Source organism: Actinomycetospora chiangmaiensis DSM 45062, assembly GCF_000379625.1.
Classification (GTDB): domain Bacteria; phylum Actinomycetota; class Actinomycetes; order Mycobacteriales; family Pseudonocardiaceae; genus Actinomycetospora; species Actinomycetospora chiangmaiensis.
In genome coordinates this window covers 716,142-733,657 of record NZ_KB903217.1, presented here as the reverse complement: position 1 = coordinate 733,657, position 17,516 = coordinate 716,142, and the positions used below count along the sequence as shown (strand labels likewise).

17 protein-coding genes, 3 tRNA genes and 1 pseudogene are annotated in these 17,516 nt (G+C 71.9%); 2 read left to right on the top strand and 19 right to left on the bottom strand.

The annotated features are described in order from the left end of the window. Position 1: 1 nt before the first annotated feature. From A3CO_RS29925 to A3CO_RS0103700, 13 genes and pseudogenes are all read right to left on the bottom strand, one after another. Complete coding sequence (locus A3CO_RS29925) at positions 2 to 1,174, bottom strand: MCE family protein (RefSeq protein ID WP_342663142.1); 1,173 nt, start codon at positions 1,172 to 1,174, stop codon at positions 2 to 4. A 38-nt stretch (positions 1,175 to 1,212) separates the two neighbouring features. Further along, a complete protein-coding gene (locus tag A3CO_RS0103755; protein ID WP_018330893.1) occupies positions 1,213 to 2,250 on the bottom strand; it encodes an MCE family protein in 1,038 nt (345 codons plus the stop codon). Further along, on the bottom strand, positions 2,247 to 3,695 hold the full coding sequence (locus A3CO_RS29920) for an MCE family protein (protein WP_018330892.1): 1,449 nt from the start codon (positions 3,693 to 3,695) through the stop codon (positions 2,247 to 2,249). The genes A3CO_RS0103755 and A3CO_RS29920 overlap by 4 nt, the downstream gene beginning before the upstream one ends. Continuing rightward, the gene (locus A3CO_RS0103745; RefSeq protein ID WP_026204258.1) at positions 3,692 to 4,531 is read right to left on the bottom strand and encodes an MlaE family ABC transporter permease; all 840 of its coding nucleotides are present in this window, start codon (positions 4,529 to 4,531) and stop codon (positions 3,692 to 3,694) included. Before A3CO_RS0103745 ends, A3CO_RS29920 begins: the two co-directional genes overlap by 4 nt. 52 nt (positions 4,532 to 4,583) lie before the next feature. After that, entirely contained in the window at positions 4,584 to 5,378 is a 795-nt protein-coding gene (locus A3CO_RS0103740; protein ID WP_018330890.1) for an MlaE family ABC transporter permease, read from the bottom strand. A 656-nt stretch (positions 5,379 to 6,034) separates the two neighbouring features. Next, a pseudogene (locus A3CO_RS39310) lies at positions 6,035 to 7,033 on the bottom strand (ABC transporter ATP-binding protein); the annotation flags it as partial. A gap of 357 nt (positions 7,034 to 7,390) precedes the next feature. After that, the gene (gene rplL, locus A3CO_RS0103730; protein ID WP_018330888.1) at positions 7,391 to 7,777 is read right to left on the bottom strand and encodes a 50S ribosomal protein L7/L12; all 387 of its coding nucleotides are present in this window, start codon (positions 7,775 to 7,777) and stop codon (positions 7,391 to 7,393) included. A 44-nt stretch (positions 7,778 to 7,821) separates the two neighbouring features. Next, positions 7,822 to 8,418, bottom strand: coding sequence for a 50S ribosomal protein L10 (gene rplJ / locus A3CO_RS0103725; protein WP_018330887.1), 597 nt, complete (start codon positions 8,416 to 8,418; stop codon positions 7,822 to 7,824). 339 nt (positions 8,419 to 8,757) lie between these two features. Next, positions 8,758 to 9,468: a 50S ribosomal protein L1 gene (gene rplA, locus A3CO_RS0103720; RefSeq protein ID WP_018330886.1), complete on the bottom strand. Its 711-nt coding sequence runs from the start codon at positions 9,466 to 9,468 to the stop codon at positions 8,758 to 8,760. Positions 9,469 to 9,544: 76 nt separating this feature from the next. Beyond that, positions 9,545 to 9,979: a 50S ribosomal protein L11 gene (gene rplK, locus A3CO_RS0103715; RefSeq protein WP_018330885.1), complete on the bottom strand. Its 435-nt coding sequence runs from the start codon at positions 9,977 to 9,979 to the stop codon at positions 9,545 to 9,547. A 64-nt stretch (positions 9,980 to 10,043) separates the two neighbouring features. Next, positions 10,044 to 10,982, bottom strand: coding sequence for a transcription termination/antitermination protein NusG (gene nusG / locus A3CO_RS0103710; protein WP_018330884.1), 939 nt, complete (start codon positions 10,980 to 10,982; stop codon positions 10,044 to 10,046). A gap of 141 nt (positions 10,983 to 11,123) precedes the next feature. After that, positions 11,124 to 11,504 (bottom strand): preprotein translocase subunit SecE, encoded by a 381-nt coding sequence (gene secE / locus A3CO_RS0103705; protein ID WP_018330883.1) that lies wholly within the window; start codon positions 11,502 to 11,504, stop codon positions 11,124 to 11,126. Positions 11,505 to 11,588: 84 nt separating this feature from the next. Beyond that, positions 11,589 to 11,661, bottom strand: a tRNA-Trp gene (locus A3CO_RS0103700). A gap of 212 nt (positions 11,662 to 11,873) precedes the next feature. Between A3CO_RS0103700 and A3CO_RS0103695 the strand changes: the two genes are divergently transcribed. Together A3CO_RS0103695 and A3CO_RS0103690 are read left to right on the top strand one after the other, a co-directional pair. After that, positions 11,874 to 13,124 (top strand): pyridoxal phosphate-dependent aminotransferase, encoded by a 1,251-nt coding sequence (locus tag A3CO_RS0103695; protein ID WP_018330882.1) that lies wholly within the window; start codon positions 11,874 to 11,876, stop codon positions 13,122 to 13,124. Between the two features lie 80 nt (positions 13,125 to 13,204). Then, positions 13,205 to 14,065 (top strand): SGNH/GDSL hydrolase family protein, encoded by an 861-nt coding sequence (locus A3CO_RS0103690; protein ID WP_033413641.1) that lies wholly within the window; start codon positions 13,205 to 13,207, stop codon positions 14,063 to 14,065. A 6-nt stretch (positions 14,066 to 14,071) separates the two neighbouring features. On the opposite strand, the gene A3CO_RS0103685 is transcribed toward A3CO_RS0103690, so the two are convergent. From A3CO_RS0103685 to A3CO_RS29910, 6 genes are all read right to left on the bottom strand, one after another. Then, positions 14,072 to 14,491: a MaoC/PaaZ C-terminal domain-containing protein gene (locus A3CO_RS0103685; RefSeq protein WP_018330880.1), complete on the bottom strand. Its 420-nt coding sequence runs from the start codon at positions 14,489 to 14,491 to the stop codon at positions 14,072 to 14,074. Beyond that, positions 14,488 to 14,937: a MaoC family dehydratase N-terminal domain-containing protein gene (locus tag A3CO_RS0103680; RefSeq protein WP_018330879.1), complete on the bottom strand. Its 450-nt coding sequence runs from the start codon at positions 14,935 to 14,937 to the stop codon at positions 14,488 to 14,490. The genes A3CO_RS0103685 and A3CO_RS0103680 overlap by 4 nt, the downstream gene beginning before the upstream one ends. A gap of 15 nt (positions 14,938 to 14,952) precedes the next feature. Further along, positions 14,953 to 15,117, bottom strand: a complete 165-nt coding sequence (gene rpmG / locus A3CO_RS0103675; protein WP_018330878.1) for a 50S ribosomal protein L33 — start codon at positions 15,115 to 15,117, stop codon at positions 14,953 to 14,955. A 37-nt stretch (positions 15,118 to 15,154) separates the two neighbouring features. Next, a tRNA-Met gene (locus A3CO_RS0103670) sits at positions 15,155 to 15,230 on the bottom strand. A 49-nt stretch (positions 15,231 to 15,279) separates the two neighbouring features. Next, positions 15,280 to 15,352: transfer RNA gene (locus A3CO_RS0103665), tRNA-Thr, on the bottom strand. A gap of 16 nt (positions 15,353 to 15,368) precedes the next feature. Next, positions 15,369 to 17,429, bottom strand: a complete 2,061-nt coding sequence (locus A3CO_RS29910; protein ID WP_018330877.1) for a putative bifunctional diguanylate cyclase/phosphodiesterase — start codon at positions 17,427 to 17,429, stop codon at positions 15,369 to 15,371. Positions 17,430 to 17,516: the final 87 nt, after the last annotated feature.

The following is a 17,516-nucleotide window of genomic DNA, read 5'->3' as shown; positions in this document are numbered from 1 at the left end:
GTCAGCCCCCTCCCTGGGTCGGCTGCTGGGGCTGGGCCGGGGCCTGGGCCGCGGGGGCCTGGCCGATGGCCGCCGGGTTGATGAGCGGCACGCCGCCCGGGAACAGGGTGTTCAAGTTGATGCCGGCCGCCTGACCCGCCTGGAGCAGGGGCTGGCCGAGCCCGTTCACCGCGTTGGTGATGGTGCCCGCGTTCGGCGACAGGTTGCCGAGCAGCGACCCGGCCAGACCGGCCCCGTTGCCCGAGTCGTTCGGGTTGCAGGCCGTGTCTCCCGGCGGGTCCAGGTTGCAGACGTAGGCGTCGAACCACCGGCCGTTGCCGACCACGTTGGCGAACACCCGCACGAAGGGCGCCAGCAGGCGGATGCCGTTCTCGAGGTTCGCCGAGTTCTGCTGCAGCGTCGTGAGCACGCCGTTGAGGCTGGCGAGCGTCGGGCCGAGGGTCGCCCGGTTGTCCGCGACGAGGCCGCGGAGCTGGTTCGACAGCGCGATCGTCCCGTTGAGCAGGTCGTCGATCGCCGCCTTGCGGCTGCGCAGCTCACCGAGCAGCAGGTTGCCGTTCTGGATCAGCACCTCGACGTCGCGGTTGCGGTCGGCCAGCACCTGCGTCGTCGCCCGCGTGTTGGCGAGCAGCTTCGCGAGCTGCTGGTCGCGCGAGGAGATGGTCCGCGAGAGCCGCGAGAGGCCGTCGAGGGCCGGTCGGATCGGCCCGGAGGACCCGTCCAGCGTCTGCGAGAGCGTGTTGAGGCTCTCGCCGAGCTGGTCGGTGTTCAGCCCCTCCACGGTGGTGGTGAGGTCGGAGAAGGCCTGGATGACGTCGAACGGCGCCGTGGTGCGGCTCCGCGGGATCGCCACGTCCGGGTCCAGCGGCTGGGAGCCCTCGGGGTCGAGGGCGATGTACTTCTGCCCCAGCAGGGTCTTGATCTCGATCGAGGCGCGCGTCTGGTCCCCTATCCAGGCGTCGGGGGCCTTGAACGAGATGACGACGTCGTTCCCGTCGAGCGAGACGTCGGTGACCGTGCCGACGCGGATGCCGGCGACCCGGACGTCGTCGTCGGGCTGGACGCCGGCCGCCTCGCCGAAGCGGGCGGTGTAGGTGGCGCCCTGCCCGATGAGCGGCAGGTCACGGATGTTGAGCGAGGCGAGGATGAGCAGCACGAGGACGAGCAGGCTCACCGCGCCGATGATGATCGGGTTCCGTTTCCGGAACGGCTTCATCCGGCGCATCGGTACCCCGTGTCCCCCACCGGGATGGAACCCGAGACCGGCGGCAGCGGCAGCAGCGGTGCCAGGTTGACGGTGACGCCCGCCTGGCAGAGGTAGAAGTTGAACCACGACCCGTAGCTGCCGGCCCGACCGAAGTTGTTGGCCTTCTGCGGGATGTTCCGCAAGGCGTTCTCCACGAGGCCTCGGTTGCGGTTGAGGATGTCGGACTCCTGGCCGAGCTTGACGATGTCGTCCCGCAGCGGGGGACGGGCGTCGGCGAGGAAGCCGGCCGTGACCTGGGTCAGGTCGGCGATGGGCTGCAGCGTGGAGCCGATGGCCACCCGGTCCTGGGCGAGGCCGCTGACCAGCTGCTGCAACGAGACGATGAGGCTCGAGAGCTTGTCGTCGCGGGCGTTCACGGTGTCGAGGGTCAGGTTCAGGTTGTCGATGACCCGTCCGATGACGGCGTCGCGGTCGGCGATCGTCGACGTCAGCGACGCGGTGCTCGCGAGCAGCTGGTTGATGTTGCCGCTCTCGCCCTGCAGCACCTGGATGATCTCGAACGACAGCTTGTTGACGTCGTCCGGGCTCAGCGCCTGGAACAGCGGCTTGAACCCGTTGAAGACCACGGTGAGGTTCAGCGGCGGCTGCGTCTGGGTCACCGGGACCGTGCCGCCGGGCTCCAGGAACTGGTTCATGGGCCCGTTGCCGCGCTGGATGTCGAGGTACCGCTGGCCGACCAGGTTCTGGTACTTGATCGCGTACCGAGCGCCGATCGGCAGCTTCCGGGTGTCCTCGACGGTGAAGGACACCTCGGCGACCGACCGGTCGACCACCTGGACGTCGGTGACCCGTCCGACCCGGACGCCGGCGATGCGGACGTCGCTGCCCCCGATGAGGCCGGACGCGTCGACGAACCGCGCCTTGTACTCCTGGGTCGAGGAGAAGAAGTTGTTCTGGATGGTGCCCAGCAGCAGGATCACCGAGAGCACCGTGACCAGCGCGAAGATGCCCAGCTTCACCAGCGGGGCGACGACGCCCCTCATCGGAGCTCCACCGTCGTGCCGCGCATGGTGGCGGCGGTCAGGTACGGGGCGAACGCGGGCACCTGCGACGGGTCGATACCCATCTGCATCCCCGTCAGCTCGGTCACCAGGCTCCGCTCCTCAGGCGAGTTGGGCGTGTTCGGCAGGCCGATGTTCGCCGCGTCGATCCCCGGCGCGCCCTGACCCGCGGTGGGCGCCGGCGCGGTGGCGGTGCCGGGCGTCGTCGCGGTGCCGGGCGTGGTGCTCCCGGCGCTCTGCGGAGCCACCGCCGCGGTCTGCACGCCGCCGTTGTCACCACCGGTGGCCGCCATGTTGGCGTTGCTCGCCGCCGGCGGAGCGTACGAGCCGTCCGCGAACGGGCCGCCCGGCGGGTACTGCGGTGCCTTGCCGTTGACGAAGTAGCAGCGCGGACCGCGCTTGTCCCGGTAGGCCGGCGAGTCGCTCGGCACGTACTTGCCGCGGTCGACGACGATCTCGGCGGCGATCTGGATGCCCGTCGTCGGCTTCAGGACCGCGTTGATCTTGGGCGTGACGGCCGTCAGCTGCTGGAACAGGCAGGGGAACTCCGGGCTGTAGCGCCGGAGGAGGTCGAGCACCGGGTAGGACCGGGCCGACAGCTCGATGATGTTCGGCCGGTTCGCCGCGAGGAACGTCGTGGTGACGTCCGAGGCCGAGGTGACCGACCGGAACGTCGACTCGAACGCGGCGCGCTCCTCGACCAGCGTCCGGCTCGTCGTCACCAGGTTGTCTAACGCGGAGAGCAGGTCCGGCAGCGCGGCGTTGTAGATGTCCGCGGTCGGGGCCAGGAGGCGCAGGTCGTTGATGAGGTCGGGCAGCGCCGGGTTGATGCCGGTGAGGAACTGGTTGAGCTGCACCAGGGTCTGACCGGTCTGCTGACCGCGGCCGGACAGCGCCTCCGAGATCGCGCCGAGGGTGTCCGAGAGCTTCTGCGGCTCGACGGCCTGGATCACCGGGAGCAGGTTGTCGAGCACCTGCTCGGTCTCGACCGCGTTCTGCGAGCGGTCCTGGCCGATGAGGTCGCCGCCCTGCAGGCGGCGTGGCGTCGGGTTCGGCGGGATCTCCAGCGACACGTAACGCTCGCCGAAGAGGGTCTTCGGGATGAGGCGCGCGGTCACGTTACTGGGGATGGCCGTCAGCGCGTCGGGGTCCATGGCCATCTCGACCGTGGCCTTCTGGCCGTCCGAGGAGACGGACTTGATCTCGCCGACGATGACGCCGCGGACCTTGACGTCGCCCTGCTTGGACAGCTGGTTGCCGACGGTGTCGGTCTGCAGCGTGACCATCTCGACGGGCTTGAAGAACTTGTTGAACTGCAGGATGCACAGCGACACGACGAGCGCCATGATCAACAGCAGCACGAGGCCGTAGAGCCGGCGGCGGGTCGAGGACAGCGGCGGCCGGAGGTCCTTCGTCGGGGCGGTCATCCGGCGATCCGGATGGAGGTCGTGGTGCCCCAGATGGCGAGGGTCAGCAGGTTGTCCAGGACCGTGAAGACGACGATCGAGTTCCGCACCGCGTTACCGACCGCCACGCCCACCCCGGCGGGCCCGCCACCGGCGTTGTAGCCGTAGTAGCAGTGGATCAGGATGATCGCGAAGGCGAAGACCAGGACCTTGGCGAACGAGTAGACGACGTCCTCGGGCGGCAGGAACAGGTTGAAGTAGTGGTCGTACGTGCCGGAGGACTGCGTGTAGAAGTTCGTCACCAGCAGCCGGGACGCCAGGTACGAGGCGACGAGGCCGATCACGTAGAGCGGGATGACGGCGATGAAGCCCGCGATGACGCGCGAGGTCACGAGGAACGGCAGCGAGGGCACCGCCATGACCTCGAGCGCGTCGATCTCCTCGGACACCCGCTGCGCCCCGAGCTGCGCGGTGAAGCCGGCGCCGACGGTCGCGGACAGCGCGAGGGCGCCGACCAGCGGCGCCACCTCACGGGTGTTGAAGTAGGCCGTCACGAAGCCGGAGAAGGCCGAGGTGCCGATCTGGTTCAGGGCCGAGTAGCTCTGCAGACCGACGACCGAGCCGGTGAAGAACGTCAGCGTCGCGACGATGACGACGGTGCCGCCGATGAGGGCCAGGGCGCCCGAGCCGAACGCGACCTCGGTGAGGAGGCGCAGCACCTCGCGCTTGTAGCGGCGCAGGGTGCGGGGGATCCAGCCGATCGTCTTCGCGAAGAACGCCGCCTGGTCCCCCATCGTGTCGAGGACGCCCAGGGGGGCGTCGACGATCGCGCGGGCGCGACGCGTGATCACTGCCATCGTGATGTGTCTCCGGCCGTGTGGGGAGCGAGCCGCATGAGGTGGTCCGTGCCTAGAACTTGTTCGGTGGGACGAGGTTCAGGTACACGGCGGTCACGATCACGTTGATCGCGAACAGCAGGATGAACGTGATGACCACGGCCTGGTTGACCGCGTCCCCCACGCCCTTGGGACCGCCGGAGGGGTTCAACCCCCGGTAGGCCGCGACGACCCCGGCCGCGAGGCCGAACAGGACCGCCTTGATGAAGCCGACGAGCAGGTCGCTCGGCTTCGAGAGAGCCGAGAAGCCCTGGATGTAGGCGCCCGGGGTGACGCCCTGCAGGACCACGTTGAAGTAGTAGCCGCCGGCGACGCCGACGATGGAGACGAGACCGAACAGCAGCGCGGAGACCAGCATCGCGGCGAGGACGCGGGGGACGACGAGGCGCTGGATGGGGTTGATGCCCAGCACCTCCATCGCGTCGATCTCCTCACGGATGGTGCGGGCGCCGAGGTCCGCGCAGACCGCCGAGCCGCCGGCGCCCGCCACCAGGAGGGCGCAGATGACCGGAGCGGCCTGCTGGATGACGGCCAGGGTGCTGGCGGCGCCCGAGAAGGACTGGGCGCCGAACTGCCGGATCAGGGACCCCAGCTGCAGCGAGATGACCGAACCGAAGGAGATCGAGACCAGTGCCGCGGGGAGGATGCAGACCCGCGAGATGAACCAGCACTGCTCGATGAACTCCTTCGTCTGGAACGGCCGCTGGAAGATGCCGACGAAGATGTCCAGCCCGAGGGCGAAGAGCTTGCCGGTGGCCGAGAGGGCCCCGGCGCCGGGGAAGCGCCCGGCGGAGATGCGGGAGGTCACGAGTCGCTCCGGCGGAAGAGTCGGCGCAGGCCACCCTCGGAGCGCTGGCCGGACCGAGACGGCGCGGCCGCTCCGCCCTGCGCGGCGTCCGGACCCGAGCCCTGCTCGGTCGACGCGGCGGCCCAGCCGCCACGCTCGTCGCCGCGGGACGACTGCTCCTGGCGGCCCTCGTCCTGCTGCTGCGCCACCGGGATCTGCTCGGTGCGCTGGTCGTCGTCGTCCGCCGCGCCCGGGTCCTTCGAGTCCTTCGAGTCCTTGCCCGGATCGGTCGCGGTCTCGTCCGCGGCCGTCTCGGTCATCTCCGTGTCGGAGTCGGACCCGTCCTCGGGAGCGGCGCCGCTCTCCTCGGCCTTCTCCTCCTCGGACTTGGTGTGCTCACCGGCCTGCGGGAGCACCACCGTGCCGCCGGCGTAGTCGTCGACCGGGACCCCGACCAGCGGCTCGTCGGACTCCGGCGGCTCCGGCGCGGCCTTGCGGGCCTCCGGGTCGCCGTCGGGGTCGCCGGAACCGGCCTCGCCACCCTTGCCCTCGGGGGAACCCTCGACCATCGACTCGGTCTGGTTCTCCTCCATCGCCTGGTAGCCGAACGGGTCGGCGTCCTCGGGCGGGTTGTCGCGCGTGATCTCGATCAGTTCCGTGCGGTCCTGGTCCTTGGAGATCCCGTAGCGCTCCATGTCCTCGTCGGTGAGCGACTCGAGGATGGCGGTCTGCGCCTTCTCCGGGAGGGTGTGGAGGATCTGCATGACGCGGTCCTTGCGGCGCTGCACCGCCTTGCGCTCGCCGAGGCCCTCGGTGGGCAGCAGCTGCGGGTCGATGAACGACTCCTCGGACTCCGCGGAGCCGCCCTGCTTCTTCAGCTCGGCCATCTCCGCCTCCATCTGAGCGGTGTCCTTCTCCTCGGACATGCCGATGGGGCCGATGCGGCGACCCTGCAGGAACTGCTGGACCACGGGCTCCTCGGAGGTCAGCAGGACCTCGCGCGGGCCGAACATCACGAGGTTGCGCCGGAACAGCATGCCGATGTTGTCCGGCAGCGACCGCGCGGTGCCCAGGTGGTGGGTGACGATGAGGATCGTCGCGTCGAGCTGGGTGTTCAGGTCGACGATGAGCTGGTTGAGGTAGGCGGTGCGCACCGGGTCCAGCCCGGAGTCCGGCTCGTCGACCAGGATGATCTCGGGGTCGAGCACCAGCGCGCGGGCCAGGCCGGCGCGCTTCTTCATCCCGCCGGAGATCTCGCCGGGCAGCTTGTCCTCGGCGCCGCCGAGCCCGACCAGGTCGAGCTTCTCCATGACGATGTCCTTGATCTCGGACTCGCCCTTGCGGGTGTGCTCGCGCAGCGGGAAGGCCACGTTGTCGTACAGGTTCATCGACCCGAACAGCGCGCCGTCCTGGAACAGCACCCCGAACAGCTTGCGGATCTCGTAGAGCCGCGACTCCGAGCACCGCACGAGGTCGGTGTCGTGGATGAAGATCGAGCCCTTCTCGGGCTTCAACAGACCGATGATCGACTTCAGCAGGACCGACTTACCGGTACCCGACGGGCCCAGCAGGACGCTGACCTCGCCGGCCGGGAGCGTGAGCGTCACGTCGGACCAGATGTTCGAGCTACCGAAGGACTTCGAGAGGTTCTTGATCCCGACCTCGACGCCACCCATTGCGTTCCTCCCGGCCCTGGTGTCCGACCTCGCCGTGTCACGGACCGACCGTGTTTCCCCACGGTCCATCCGAGGTGTGCGCCCGACTACGGCGCGACGGCCCGAGGAGTCGGGCATCACAGCGACAACGACCTGCGCTGCGGGAGGTTACTGGACGGGTAACCCGGGTCACCCGTCAGGGATACCCCTGCGTACGGACGTGCTCGGTGCGAGGCATCCGGCTCAACGCCGCACCCGATCTACTGGTCCGAACGGTCCAGGGACGACGACGGGGCGGGGTCCGAGTCGGACCCCGCCCCGTCGTGGCGGTGACGGCGCCTCCCCCGAGCGGGGGAACGACGCCGGCTGAACCGGGAATCAGGTCAGGCTGACCTTGGCGCCGGCCTCCTCGAGCTTCGCCTTGGCGGCCTCGGCGGCCTCCTTGGCGACACCCTCGATGATGGGCTTCGGCGCGCTCTCGACGAGCTCCTTGGCCTCCTTGAGGCCCAGGCCCGAGACGACCTCGCGGACGACCTTGATGACCTGGATCTTCTTGTCGCCGGCGGCCTCGAGGACGACGTTGAACTCGTCCTTCTCCTCCTCGACCGGAGCGGCGGCACCGCCGGCGGCGGGCGCGGCGGCCGCGACCGGGGCGGCGGCGGTGACCTCGAAGGTGTCCTCGAACTTCTTCACGAACTCCGAGAGCTCGAGCAGCGTCATGTCCTTGAAGGCGTCGAGCAGCTCGTCGGTGGAAAGCTTCGCCATGGTGGCGGTCCCTCTTTCTTCGTTCAGGGGGGTGGTGACGGGGATCAGGACTCGGCAGCGGCGGCGTCGGCCGACTCGACCGCGGCGACGGCCTCCTCGGTGCTCCCGCTGCCCTCGGCGGCACGCTTGTCCTGCAGGGCCTGGGCCAGGCGGGCGATCTGCGAGGCCGGGGCGTTGAACAGGCCGGCGGCCTTCGCGAGGTTGCCCTTCATGGCGCCGGCGAGCTTCGCCAGCAGGACCTCGCGGGACTCCAGGTCGGCCAGCTTGTCGATCTCGGCGGCGGAGAGGGGACGCCCCTCCATGTAGCCGCCCTTGACGACGAGGGCCTTGTTGTCCTTCTGGAAGTCGCGCAGCGCCTTGGCGGCGTCGACGGGCTCCCCGGACACGAAGGCGATCGCCGTCGGGCCGACGAGCAGCTCGTCGAGTCCCTCGACCCCCGCCTCGGCGGCGGCCAGCTTGACCAGCGTGTTCTTGGCGACCGTGTAGTTCACGTCGTTGCCCAGCGACCGTCGCAGCTGCGTGATCTGCTTCGTCGTCAGGCCCCGGTACTCGGTGACGACCATGGCCGAGGCGTCGCGGAACTCCGCGGTGATCTCGGCGACGGCGGCCACCTTGTCGGCGGCCGGTGCACGTTCAGCCATCCGCGCCTCCTCTCCTCACTCGGGCGTACGGACGGTGCTCCCCCGAGAACGACGAGCCCGGAAACGACGGAAGCCCCGTGCGCAGGCGCACGGGGCTCGATGAAGATCACGGGCCAGGGCCCGCGGCACATCGTTGCCTCGTCCCCCTGCGCGGGACGTCCGCCGGAGCGGACCTTCGTCCTGACCCGCCCGGGGGCGGAGCAGGAGACCTGCGGTCTCGGGTGGAACTCGGTGACGATGCCGGCAGGCACGCCTGCCGGACTTGTCCCGACCAGGATACGCGACGGCCCGGGACACCCCGTCGAGCGGGGTGCCCCGGGCCGGGACGTCCGTGCGGGCTCAGGCCTCCGTGGAGGTGAGGTTCCGCGTCCGGTTCGGGTCGACCGGGATGCCCGGGCCCATCGTCGTCGTCACGGTGATCTTCTTGACGTAGCGGCCCTTGGCGGCGGACGGCTTCGCGCGGAGGATCTCGTCGAGGGCGGCCCCGTAGTTCTCGACGAGCTTCTCGGCGTCGAAGCTGGCCTTGCCGATGACCAGGTGCAGGTTCGCCTGCTTGTCCACGCGGAAGTTGACCTTGCCGCCCTTGATGTCGGAGACCGCACGGGACACGTCCGGGGTGACCGTGCCGGTCTTCGGGTTCGGCATCAGGCCGCGCGGGCCGAGGATGCGGGCGACCCGACCGACCTTCGCCATCTGGTCGGGCGCGGCGACGGCGGCGTCGAACTCCAGCCACCCGCCCTGGATGCGCTCGATGAGATCGTCGGAGCCGACCACGTCGGCACCGGCCGCCTCGGCCTCGGCGGCCTTGTCACCGGTGGCGAAGACGATGACGCGGGCCGTCTTGCCCGTGCCGTGCGGCAGGTTGATCGTGCCGCGGACCATCTGGTCGGCCTTGCGGGGGTCGACGCCGAGACGCATCGCGACCTCGACGGTCGCGTCCATCTTCGTGGTCGACGTCTTCTTCGCGAGCTCGACCGCCTCGAGGGGCGCGTAGAGGTGCTCCTCGTCGATCAGCTCGGCGGCCTGACGGTAGGCCTTGCTGCGCTTCATGCTCTGTCCTTCGTACGAGAGTGGATCAGGTGTGGTGACGGGCGGCGCACGCCCTCCCACGGACTCCGGCGGCTGGTCAGCCGGAGACGGTCAGGCCCATCGACCGGGCGGTGCCGGCGATGATCTTGGCGGCCTGGTCGAGGTCGTTGGCGTTGAGGTCGGCCATCTTGGTCTGCGCGATCTCGCGGACCTGCGCGTCGGTGACCGACCCGACCTTCTTCGTGTGCGGCGTCGGGCTGCCGGACTGGATCCCCGCGGCGGCGAGGAGCAGCTTGGCGGCCGGCGGCGTCTTCAGCGCGAACGTGAAGGAGCGGTCCTCGTAGATCGAGATCTCGACCGGCACGACCTGACCACGCTGTGCCTCGGTGGCGGCGTTGTAGGCCTTGCAGAACTCCATGATGTTCACGCCGTGCTGACCCAGCGCGGGGCCGACCGGCGGGGCGGGGGTCGCCGCACCCGCCTTGATCTGCAGCTTGACGACCGCGGACAGTCGCCTCTTCTTCGGGGGCATGCCTGGGACTTCCTCACATATCCATCGGGACTCGCCCCGCGGGACCGGACTCCCGCGGGGACGACTAAATCTTCGAGACCTGGTTGAAGCCCAGCTCCACCGGGGTCTCGCGGCCGAAGATCGACACCAGGACCTTGACCTTCTGGGCGTCGACGTTGACCTCGGAGATGCTCGCCGGCAGCGTCGCGAACGGGCCGTCCATGACGGTCACCGACTCGCCCACCTCGAAGTCGACCTCGACCGGCGCCGGGCCACGGGTGTCCGTGGCGGCCGCCGCGGTGTCGCCCTTGGCCTTCTTGGCCGGGGCCTCCTGGCGCGGGAGCAGGAACTTCACGACCTCGTCGAGGGTCAGCGGCGAGGGCCGCGACGTCGCCCCGACGAACCCGGTGACGCCCGGCGTGTTGCGCACCGCGCTCCACGAGGCGTCGTTGAGGTCCATCCGCACCAGGATGTAGCCGGGCAGCACCTTGCGCTGGACCTGCTTGCGCTGCCCGTTCTTGATCTCGGTGACCTCCTCGGTGGGCACCTCGACCTGGAAGATGAAGTCCTCGACGTCGAGCGTCTGCACGCGCGTCTCGAGGTTGGTCTTCACCTTGTTCTCGTACCCCGCGTAGGAGTGCACGACGTACCAGTCACCCGGCGCGAGCCGCATCGAGTCCTTGAGCGCCTGGACCGGGTCCTCGGGCTCCTCCGGCTCGGCGGGCTCGGTCGGCACCACGACCGGGGCGCCCTCGGCCTCGACGACGGCCGCGTCCCCCGTGCCGGCGGCCTGGGACGGCAGGTCCTCGGGCTCCTCCTCGGGGGTGCCCCCGAGGGCCTCGCGGGCCGCGGCCAGGTCGGCCTCGGGGTCGTGCTCGTCGTCGCCCTCGGGGACGTCCCCGTCCTCGCGGGCCTGCGCGGCCGCGCGGGCGACCTCGGCGTCGTCGAGGGTGGCCGGGGCCTCCTCGGTGCTCAGGTCGGAGCCCTCGCGCACGATCACGCCGCGCGTGCGGGCCTCGCCCACGAGCTCGGGCTCGCCGCCCTCGGGCCCGGTGGCGGGAACATCTGCGGAGGTCACTCTCGTCTCGCTCTCTCTTCTGTCGCGGCTCTCGGGTGCGCGGCGTGGGGACCGCGCGGGGTACCGGCCGCTGCGGTGGGCGGGCGGTCAGCCGAACAGCGTGAAGGTCAGCTTCTGGAACCCGACGTCGAGGAGACCGACCAGGGTCACCATGAACGCCACGAAGACCAGGACCACCGCGGTGTAGACCACGATCTGGCGGCGCGTCGGCCAGTGCACCTTGCGCAGTTCGGCGACGACCTCCCGCAGGAAGCGCCGCAGCCGGGCGAGGGCCGACCCCTCGGAGCCGGTCGACCGGCCGTCGCGGGAGGGGGTGGCGGCGCCCTTGGTGGCGACCGATCCCGTCCCCGGGTCGGCGTCACCGGCGGCGCGTCGACGCCGGCCCGCGGCCGTGGTGGGACGGGCGTCGGCACGCGCGTCGTCACCGTCGGGCCGGTTGGCCCCGCGGCCGCTGCGCTCCTCGCTCACTGTTCCGTCCTCATCCGGCCCGTCCGCCGGACGCCCGGCGGGCCGGCAGCCGGGCGCCGTCTCGAAGTCCTGCATGCCGCAGTGCAGGGGCGACAGGACTTGAACCTGCAACCTGCGGTTTTGGAGACCGCTGCTCTGCCAATTGAGCTACGCCCCTGTGGCGGCCCGTCCGGAGCCGCCGGGGCGAGGAAGCCACGGAGCCGGACGCGCACGCACGCCGAACCGAGGACTCATCGCCCTTCGTCGACCATCCTACGGCACCCCGTCACCGTCGATTCCGACGACCCCGCGCGGGGCGCGTGACGGCGCGGCGTGCGGGGCGCCCTCCCGCGGGAATCGGCGTGCGCCTGCGTGGGAGAATCCCGTGACATGACCGCAGTCACGTCCTCGTCCTCGGGAGGCCTCGCCCCCGCTGCCACCGACCGGCGCATCTCCGAGCGCATCGGAGGGATCGCGGAGTCGGCGACGCTGGCCGTGGACGCGAAGGCGAAGGCGCTCAAGGCCGCCGGACGCCCGGTGATCGGCTTCGGCGCGGGCGAGCCCGACTTCCCGACCCCGCAGCCGGTGGTCGACGCCGCGATCGCCGCCTGCAGCGACCCGCGGAACCACCGCTACACCCCCGCCGGCGGGCTCCCCGAGCTGCGCGAGGCCGTGGCCGCGAAGACGCTGCGCGACTCGGGCTGGGAGGTCGCCGCCTCGCAGGTCCTCATCACCAACGGTGGCAAGCAGGCCGTGTTCGAGGCCTTCGCCACGATCGTCGACCCGGGCGACGAGGTCCTGCTGCCCGCCCCGTTCTGGACCACCTACCCGGAGGCCGCCCGGATGGCGGGCGGCAACCCGGTCCAGGTGGACACCGACGCCTCCACCGGCTTCCTCCCCACCGTCGAGGCGCTCGAGGCCGCCCGCACGCCGCGCACCAAGGTGCTGCTCTGGTGCTCGCCGTCGAACCCCACCGGCGCCGTCGCGCCGCGCGAGCTCGTCGAGGCCGTCGGCCGGTGGGCCGCCGAGCACGGCATCTGGGTCATCGCCGACGAGATCTACGAGCACCTCGTCTACGACGGCGCCGAGCACGTCTCGATGCCGGTGGCCGTCCCGGAGATGGCCGACCGCTGCATCGTCGTCAACGGCGTGGCCAAGACCTACGCCATGACCGGATGGCGGGTCGGCTGGCTCATCGGCCCGACGGACGTCATCAAGGCGGCCGCCAACATGCAGTCCCACGTCACGTCGAACGTGTGCAACGTGGCGCAGCGGGCCGCCCTGGCCGCCGTCTCCGGACCTCTCGACGCGGTCGCCGACATGCGGTCCGCCTTCGACCGCCGGCGCCGCACGATCGTCGAGATGCTGTCGGCGATCGACGGGGTCGAGTGCCCGACGCCGAAGGGCGCCTTCTACGTCTACGCCGACGTGCAGGGCCTGCTCGGCAGGGAGCTCCGTGGCGACCGCCCGAAGACCTCGGTCGACCTCGCCGCGGCGATCCTCGAGCACGCCGAGGTCGCGGTGGTCCCCGGCGAGGCCTTCGGGACGCCGGGGTACTTCCGGCTCTCCTACGCGCTCGGCGACGACGACCTGCGCGCCGGGGTCAGCCGGATGGCGGATCTCCTCGCCGAGATGTCCTGAGATCCTCTCCCCCGACGGCAGGTCGGGGCGGGTCGGCGGGCGGAGCGCGGGTGCGGCGGACGTGGGGGACCTGGCGGTCGATGCTGGTCGGGTCCGTGGTCGTGGGGCTCGTGCTCGCGGCCGCCGGGCCGGCGGCCGCCCGGGAGACGGGCCCGCCGTCCGCGCCCTACGTCGCCCTCGGTGACTCCTACACCTCCGCCCCGCTGACGGGGGCGACCGCGGGCGCGCCGCTCGGCTGTCTGCGCTCGGGGAACGACTACCCGCACCTGGTCGCCGCGGCGTTGCGACTCGGGGTCGCCGACGTGAGCTGCGCCGGGGCGACGACGGCGGCCCTCCCGGCCGCCCAGCCCACGTCCGCGGGGACCAACCCCGCGCAGTTCGACGCGCTCGGCCCGGACACCCGCCTCGTCACCGTCGGCATCGGCGGCAACGACATCGGCTTCGCCGAAATCGTGCGCACCTGTCTGTCCGCGCTCCCGTTCGGCACGCCGTGCCGGGACCACTGGACGGGCGGGGGCACCGACCGGCTGGCGGAGCGCGTGGAGGCGCTCGGCCCGGCGCTGGCGGCCGTGCTCGGCGAGGTGCGACGGCGGGCGCCCGCGGCCCGGGTGGCCGTCGTCGGGTACCCGTCGCTGCTCCCGGCCTCCGGGTACGGCTGCTACCCGGTGGTCCCGCTCGCGCCCGGCGACCTCGCCTACCTGCGCGGTGTCCTCACGGCCCTGGACGCCCGCCTGGAGCGGTCGGCCGTGGCCGGGGGCGCGGTGTACGTCGACACCGCCGGTCCGTCGGTCGGGCACGACTTCTGCCAGGCCCCGGGCGTGCGGTGGGTCGAGGGGCTCGTCCCCCTCGCGCCGGCCTATCCGTTCCATCCCAACGCGGCCGGATCGGCGGCGTTGTCGCGGGCCGTGGTGTCGACCGTCGTCGGTGACGTCCCGGAGTAGGGGCGCTCAGCGGGCGCGGACGACCGCGAGCGCCTTGCCCAGGACGGCCTTGCCGTCCGGGCCGTGCGCGGTGACGGCGAGGGTGACGGCCCCGTCGTCGTCGACCGCCTTCACCGAGGCCCCGAGGGTCACGGTCGCCCCGGCGTCGTCGTCGGGGACGACGACCGGGCGGGTGAAGCGGGTGGTGACGGAGCGGACCGCGGCGGGGTCACCCGCCCAGTCCGCGACGAACTGCGCGGCGAGACCCATGGTGAGCATGCCGTGGGCGATGACGCCGGGGAGGCCGACCGCCGTGGCGGTGCGCTCGTTCCAGTGGATCGGGTTGAGGTCTCCCGAGGCGCCGGCGTACCGGACGAGGTCCGCACGGGTGAGCGTCACCGTGCGACCGTCGAGCTCGTCGCCGACGGTGACCGCGGGCAGGCTCACGCGTCGTCCCCGGCCCGCCCGACGAGCGTCGCCGTGCTGACCAGCACCGACCCGCCGTCGGGAGCGGTCACGTCGCACCGGAAGGTGACGACGTCGTTGCCTGCGAGCTGCTTGACCTCGGCCACCGACACGACGGTGGTGAGCTCGTCGCCCGCCACGACCGGCCGGTGCAGCTCGAAGGACTGGTCCCGGTGCACCACGCGCGTGAAGTCCAGCCCGAGGGCCGGGTCGTCCACGACCTCCCGCGTGGCCTCCCAGGTGAACACCACCGGGAAGGTCGGAGGGGCGACGACGTCGGCGTGCCCCGCCGCCCGCGCCGCCTCGACGTCGGTGTGCACCGGATCGGTGGCGCCGACCGCGCGGGCGAACTCCCGGACCTTCTCGGCCCCCACGCGGTAGGTGCGGGGCGGCCAGGTGCGACCGACGAAGGAGGCGTCAACGGCCACGGCGCGCCACGGCCCCTAGCGGGTCTCGCGGTGCCCGCGGTGCGTGCCGCAGTGCGGGCAGAACTTCTTCAGCGTGAGGCGGTCGGGGTCGTTCCGCCGGTTCTTCCGCGTGATGTAGTTGCGGTTCTTGCACTCCTCGCACGCGAGCGTGATCTTCGGGCGCACGTCGGTTGCGGCCATGGGAGTGTCCTTTCGAGAACTACGACTGCGTCTGTCTTGGTAGCGGTGGCCGGACTTGAACCGGCGACACAGCGATTATGAGCCGCTTGCTCTGCCACCTGAGCTACACCGCCACGGCATGACGAAACCGGCGGGTACGTTCCCGCCGGTCTCCTCTCGCCGAGCCCCTTTACGGAATCGAACCGTAGACCTTCTCCTTACCATGGAGACGCTCTGCCGACTGAGCTAAAGGGGCCAGTCCTCCCGCCGGATCAGGCCGCCCCGGTGGTGCCGGGAGCCGTCTCTGCGGGCGGTAACCAGCGTACAGGGCCTCCTTCGCCTCCCTGCGGACCACCCCCCGCCTCGACGAGCGCGTCCAACCACCGCTCCAGGCACCCCGCCGGCAGCGGCTTGGACACCAGGTAGCCCTGGGCCACGTCGCACCCCATCTCCGCGAGGGCGGTGCGAACGGTGGCGCTCTCCACGCCCTCCGCGACCACGGTGAGGCCCAGCGTGTGCCCCATCTCGACGATGGCCCGCACGACGGCGACGTCACCGGACTCCGTGCCCATCCCGAGCACGAAGCTCTTGTCGATCTTGACGGTGTCGACCGGCAGCCGGCGCAGGTGGGCCAGCGAGGACTGCCCGGTCCCGAAGTCGTCGACGGCGAGCCGGCACCCGAGCGCGTGCAGCCGGCGCAGGGCCGGGAGGGCGTGGTCGCGCTCCACCGAGACGCCGCTCTCGGTCACCTCGAGCGTGAGCAGCTCGGGGGGCACCCCGTGGCGGGCGAGCGCCGCGGCGACGATCTCCGGGAAGTCGTCGTCCAGCGACCCCACCGACAGGTTGACCGCGACCGAGAGCCGCCGGCCCCGGTCGAGCCAGCGCCGGGCCGCGGTGAGGGCCTCGTCGAGCACGAACTGCGTGAGGCCGCCGATCTGCCCGGTGGCCTCCAGGACGGGCACGAACTCGTCGGGGAGCAGCGGACCCAGCTCCGGGTGCTCCCAGCGCGCGAGCGCCTCCACCCCGAGCACCGTCCGACCCTCGAGCGAGACGGTGGGCTGGTAGTGCACCCGCAGGTGCCCGTCGGCGACGGCGGGCCCGAAGCCGCGGATGACGGCGAGCCGGCGGTCGGCCCGCTCCCCCATGCTCGGTTCGTAGCAGCGCACCGGGCCCGCACCGCGCGCCGCGGACAGGGCGACGTCCGCCCGGGCGAGCAGGCGGGCGGCGATCACGTGGGGGTCACGCTCCGCCGCGAGGCCGGGGACGCCGGCCGCCGCCACGCCCACCAGCACCGGCGCCTCGAAGGGGATGCCCTCGAGCACCAACGGCCGGACGAGGTGCTCGCGCATCTCCTCGGCGCTGCTCCTCGCGGTCGCCGGGTCGACGCCCGCGACGACGACCGCGAAGGTGTCGCCCTCGAGCCGCGCGGCCAGGCGTGCGCCCGGCGCGACGCTCGCGGCGCGCGGGCTCTCGCACACCTCCTGGAGCCGACGCGCCGCCAGCGCGACGAAGTGCTCGCCGCCGGCGTGACCGAGGGTGTCGTTGACCTGGTCGAGGAGGCCGAAGGACACGACCGCGACCGCACCCGTGCCGTTCCCGACCTCCCGGGCGCACGCCTGGAGGAAGCCCGACCGGTTGAGCAGCCGGGTCTGGGGATCGCGATGGGCGTCGCGCCGCAACCGGGCCTCGAGGCGGGTGTTCTCCACCTCGGCGCCGACCTGGCGGGCGATGGTCGCGAGCAGGGCCAGTTCGCCCCGCACCACCGACGGCACCGGGCGGCGCCGCGCGCCCCGCCGACGCGTCCTGCCGCGACCCGGATCGTGGATCTCGATGACCCCGCGCCGGGCGCGCACCGCCGGGGACGACATCGGCTCGCCCGCGCCGTCGTGGAGCTCCGGGGCCGCGACGGGGGCGACGAGCACCTCGGTCGCCTCCCGGGCCGACATCCAGCCGCGCACCGCGGGCGGGGCGGCCCGGCGGTGCCAGCGGGACGCGCCCCGGGCCCAGCCGAACGCCTCGTCGGGCGCCACCAGGTCGACCGCGCGCAGGTCCTCGGGCAGTGGCGTTCCGGCGTACTCGACGAGCGAGGCGACCGCCAGCACCACGCGGCGGGCGTCGTAGCGCGCCCGTAGGGCCTCGGCGACGGCCCGTGCGGCGACCCGACCGTCGGCCGCCCCCCGGCGTCCGGCGTGGGCAGCGAGGGCCCGGCCGACCGCGCCCAGGGTCCGGAGGTCGGACGAGCGTCGACGTCGGGCCGCGCGGAGCAGGACCACCACCACGACGAGCAGACCGACCGCGATCAGCGTGACGCCGCCGAGGACCGGGTCGCTCACCGCCGGACCCCGGCGACCGTGACCGGCCGCGCCGAGGGGAGCGTCGGACGGCTCGTCGGCGTCACCGCACTCACCTCCGCCCGCCCA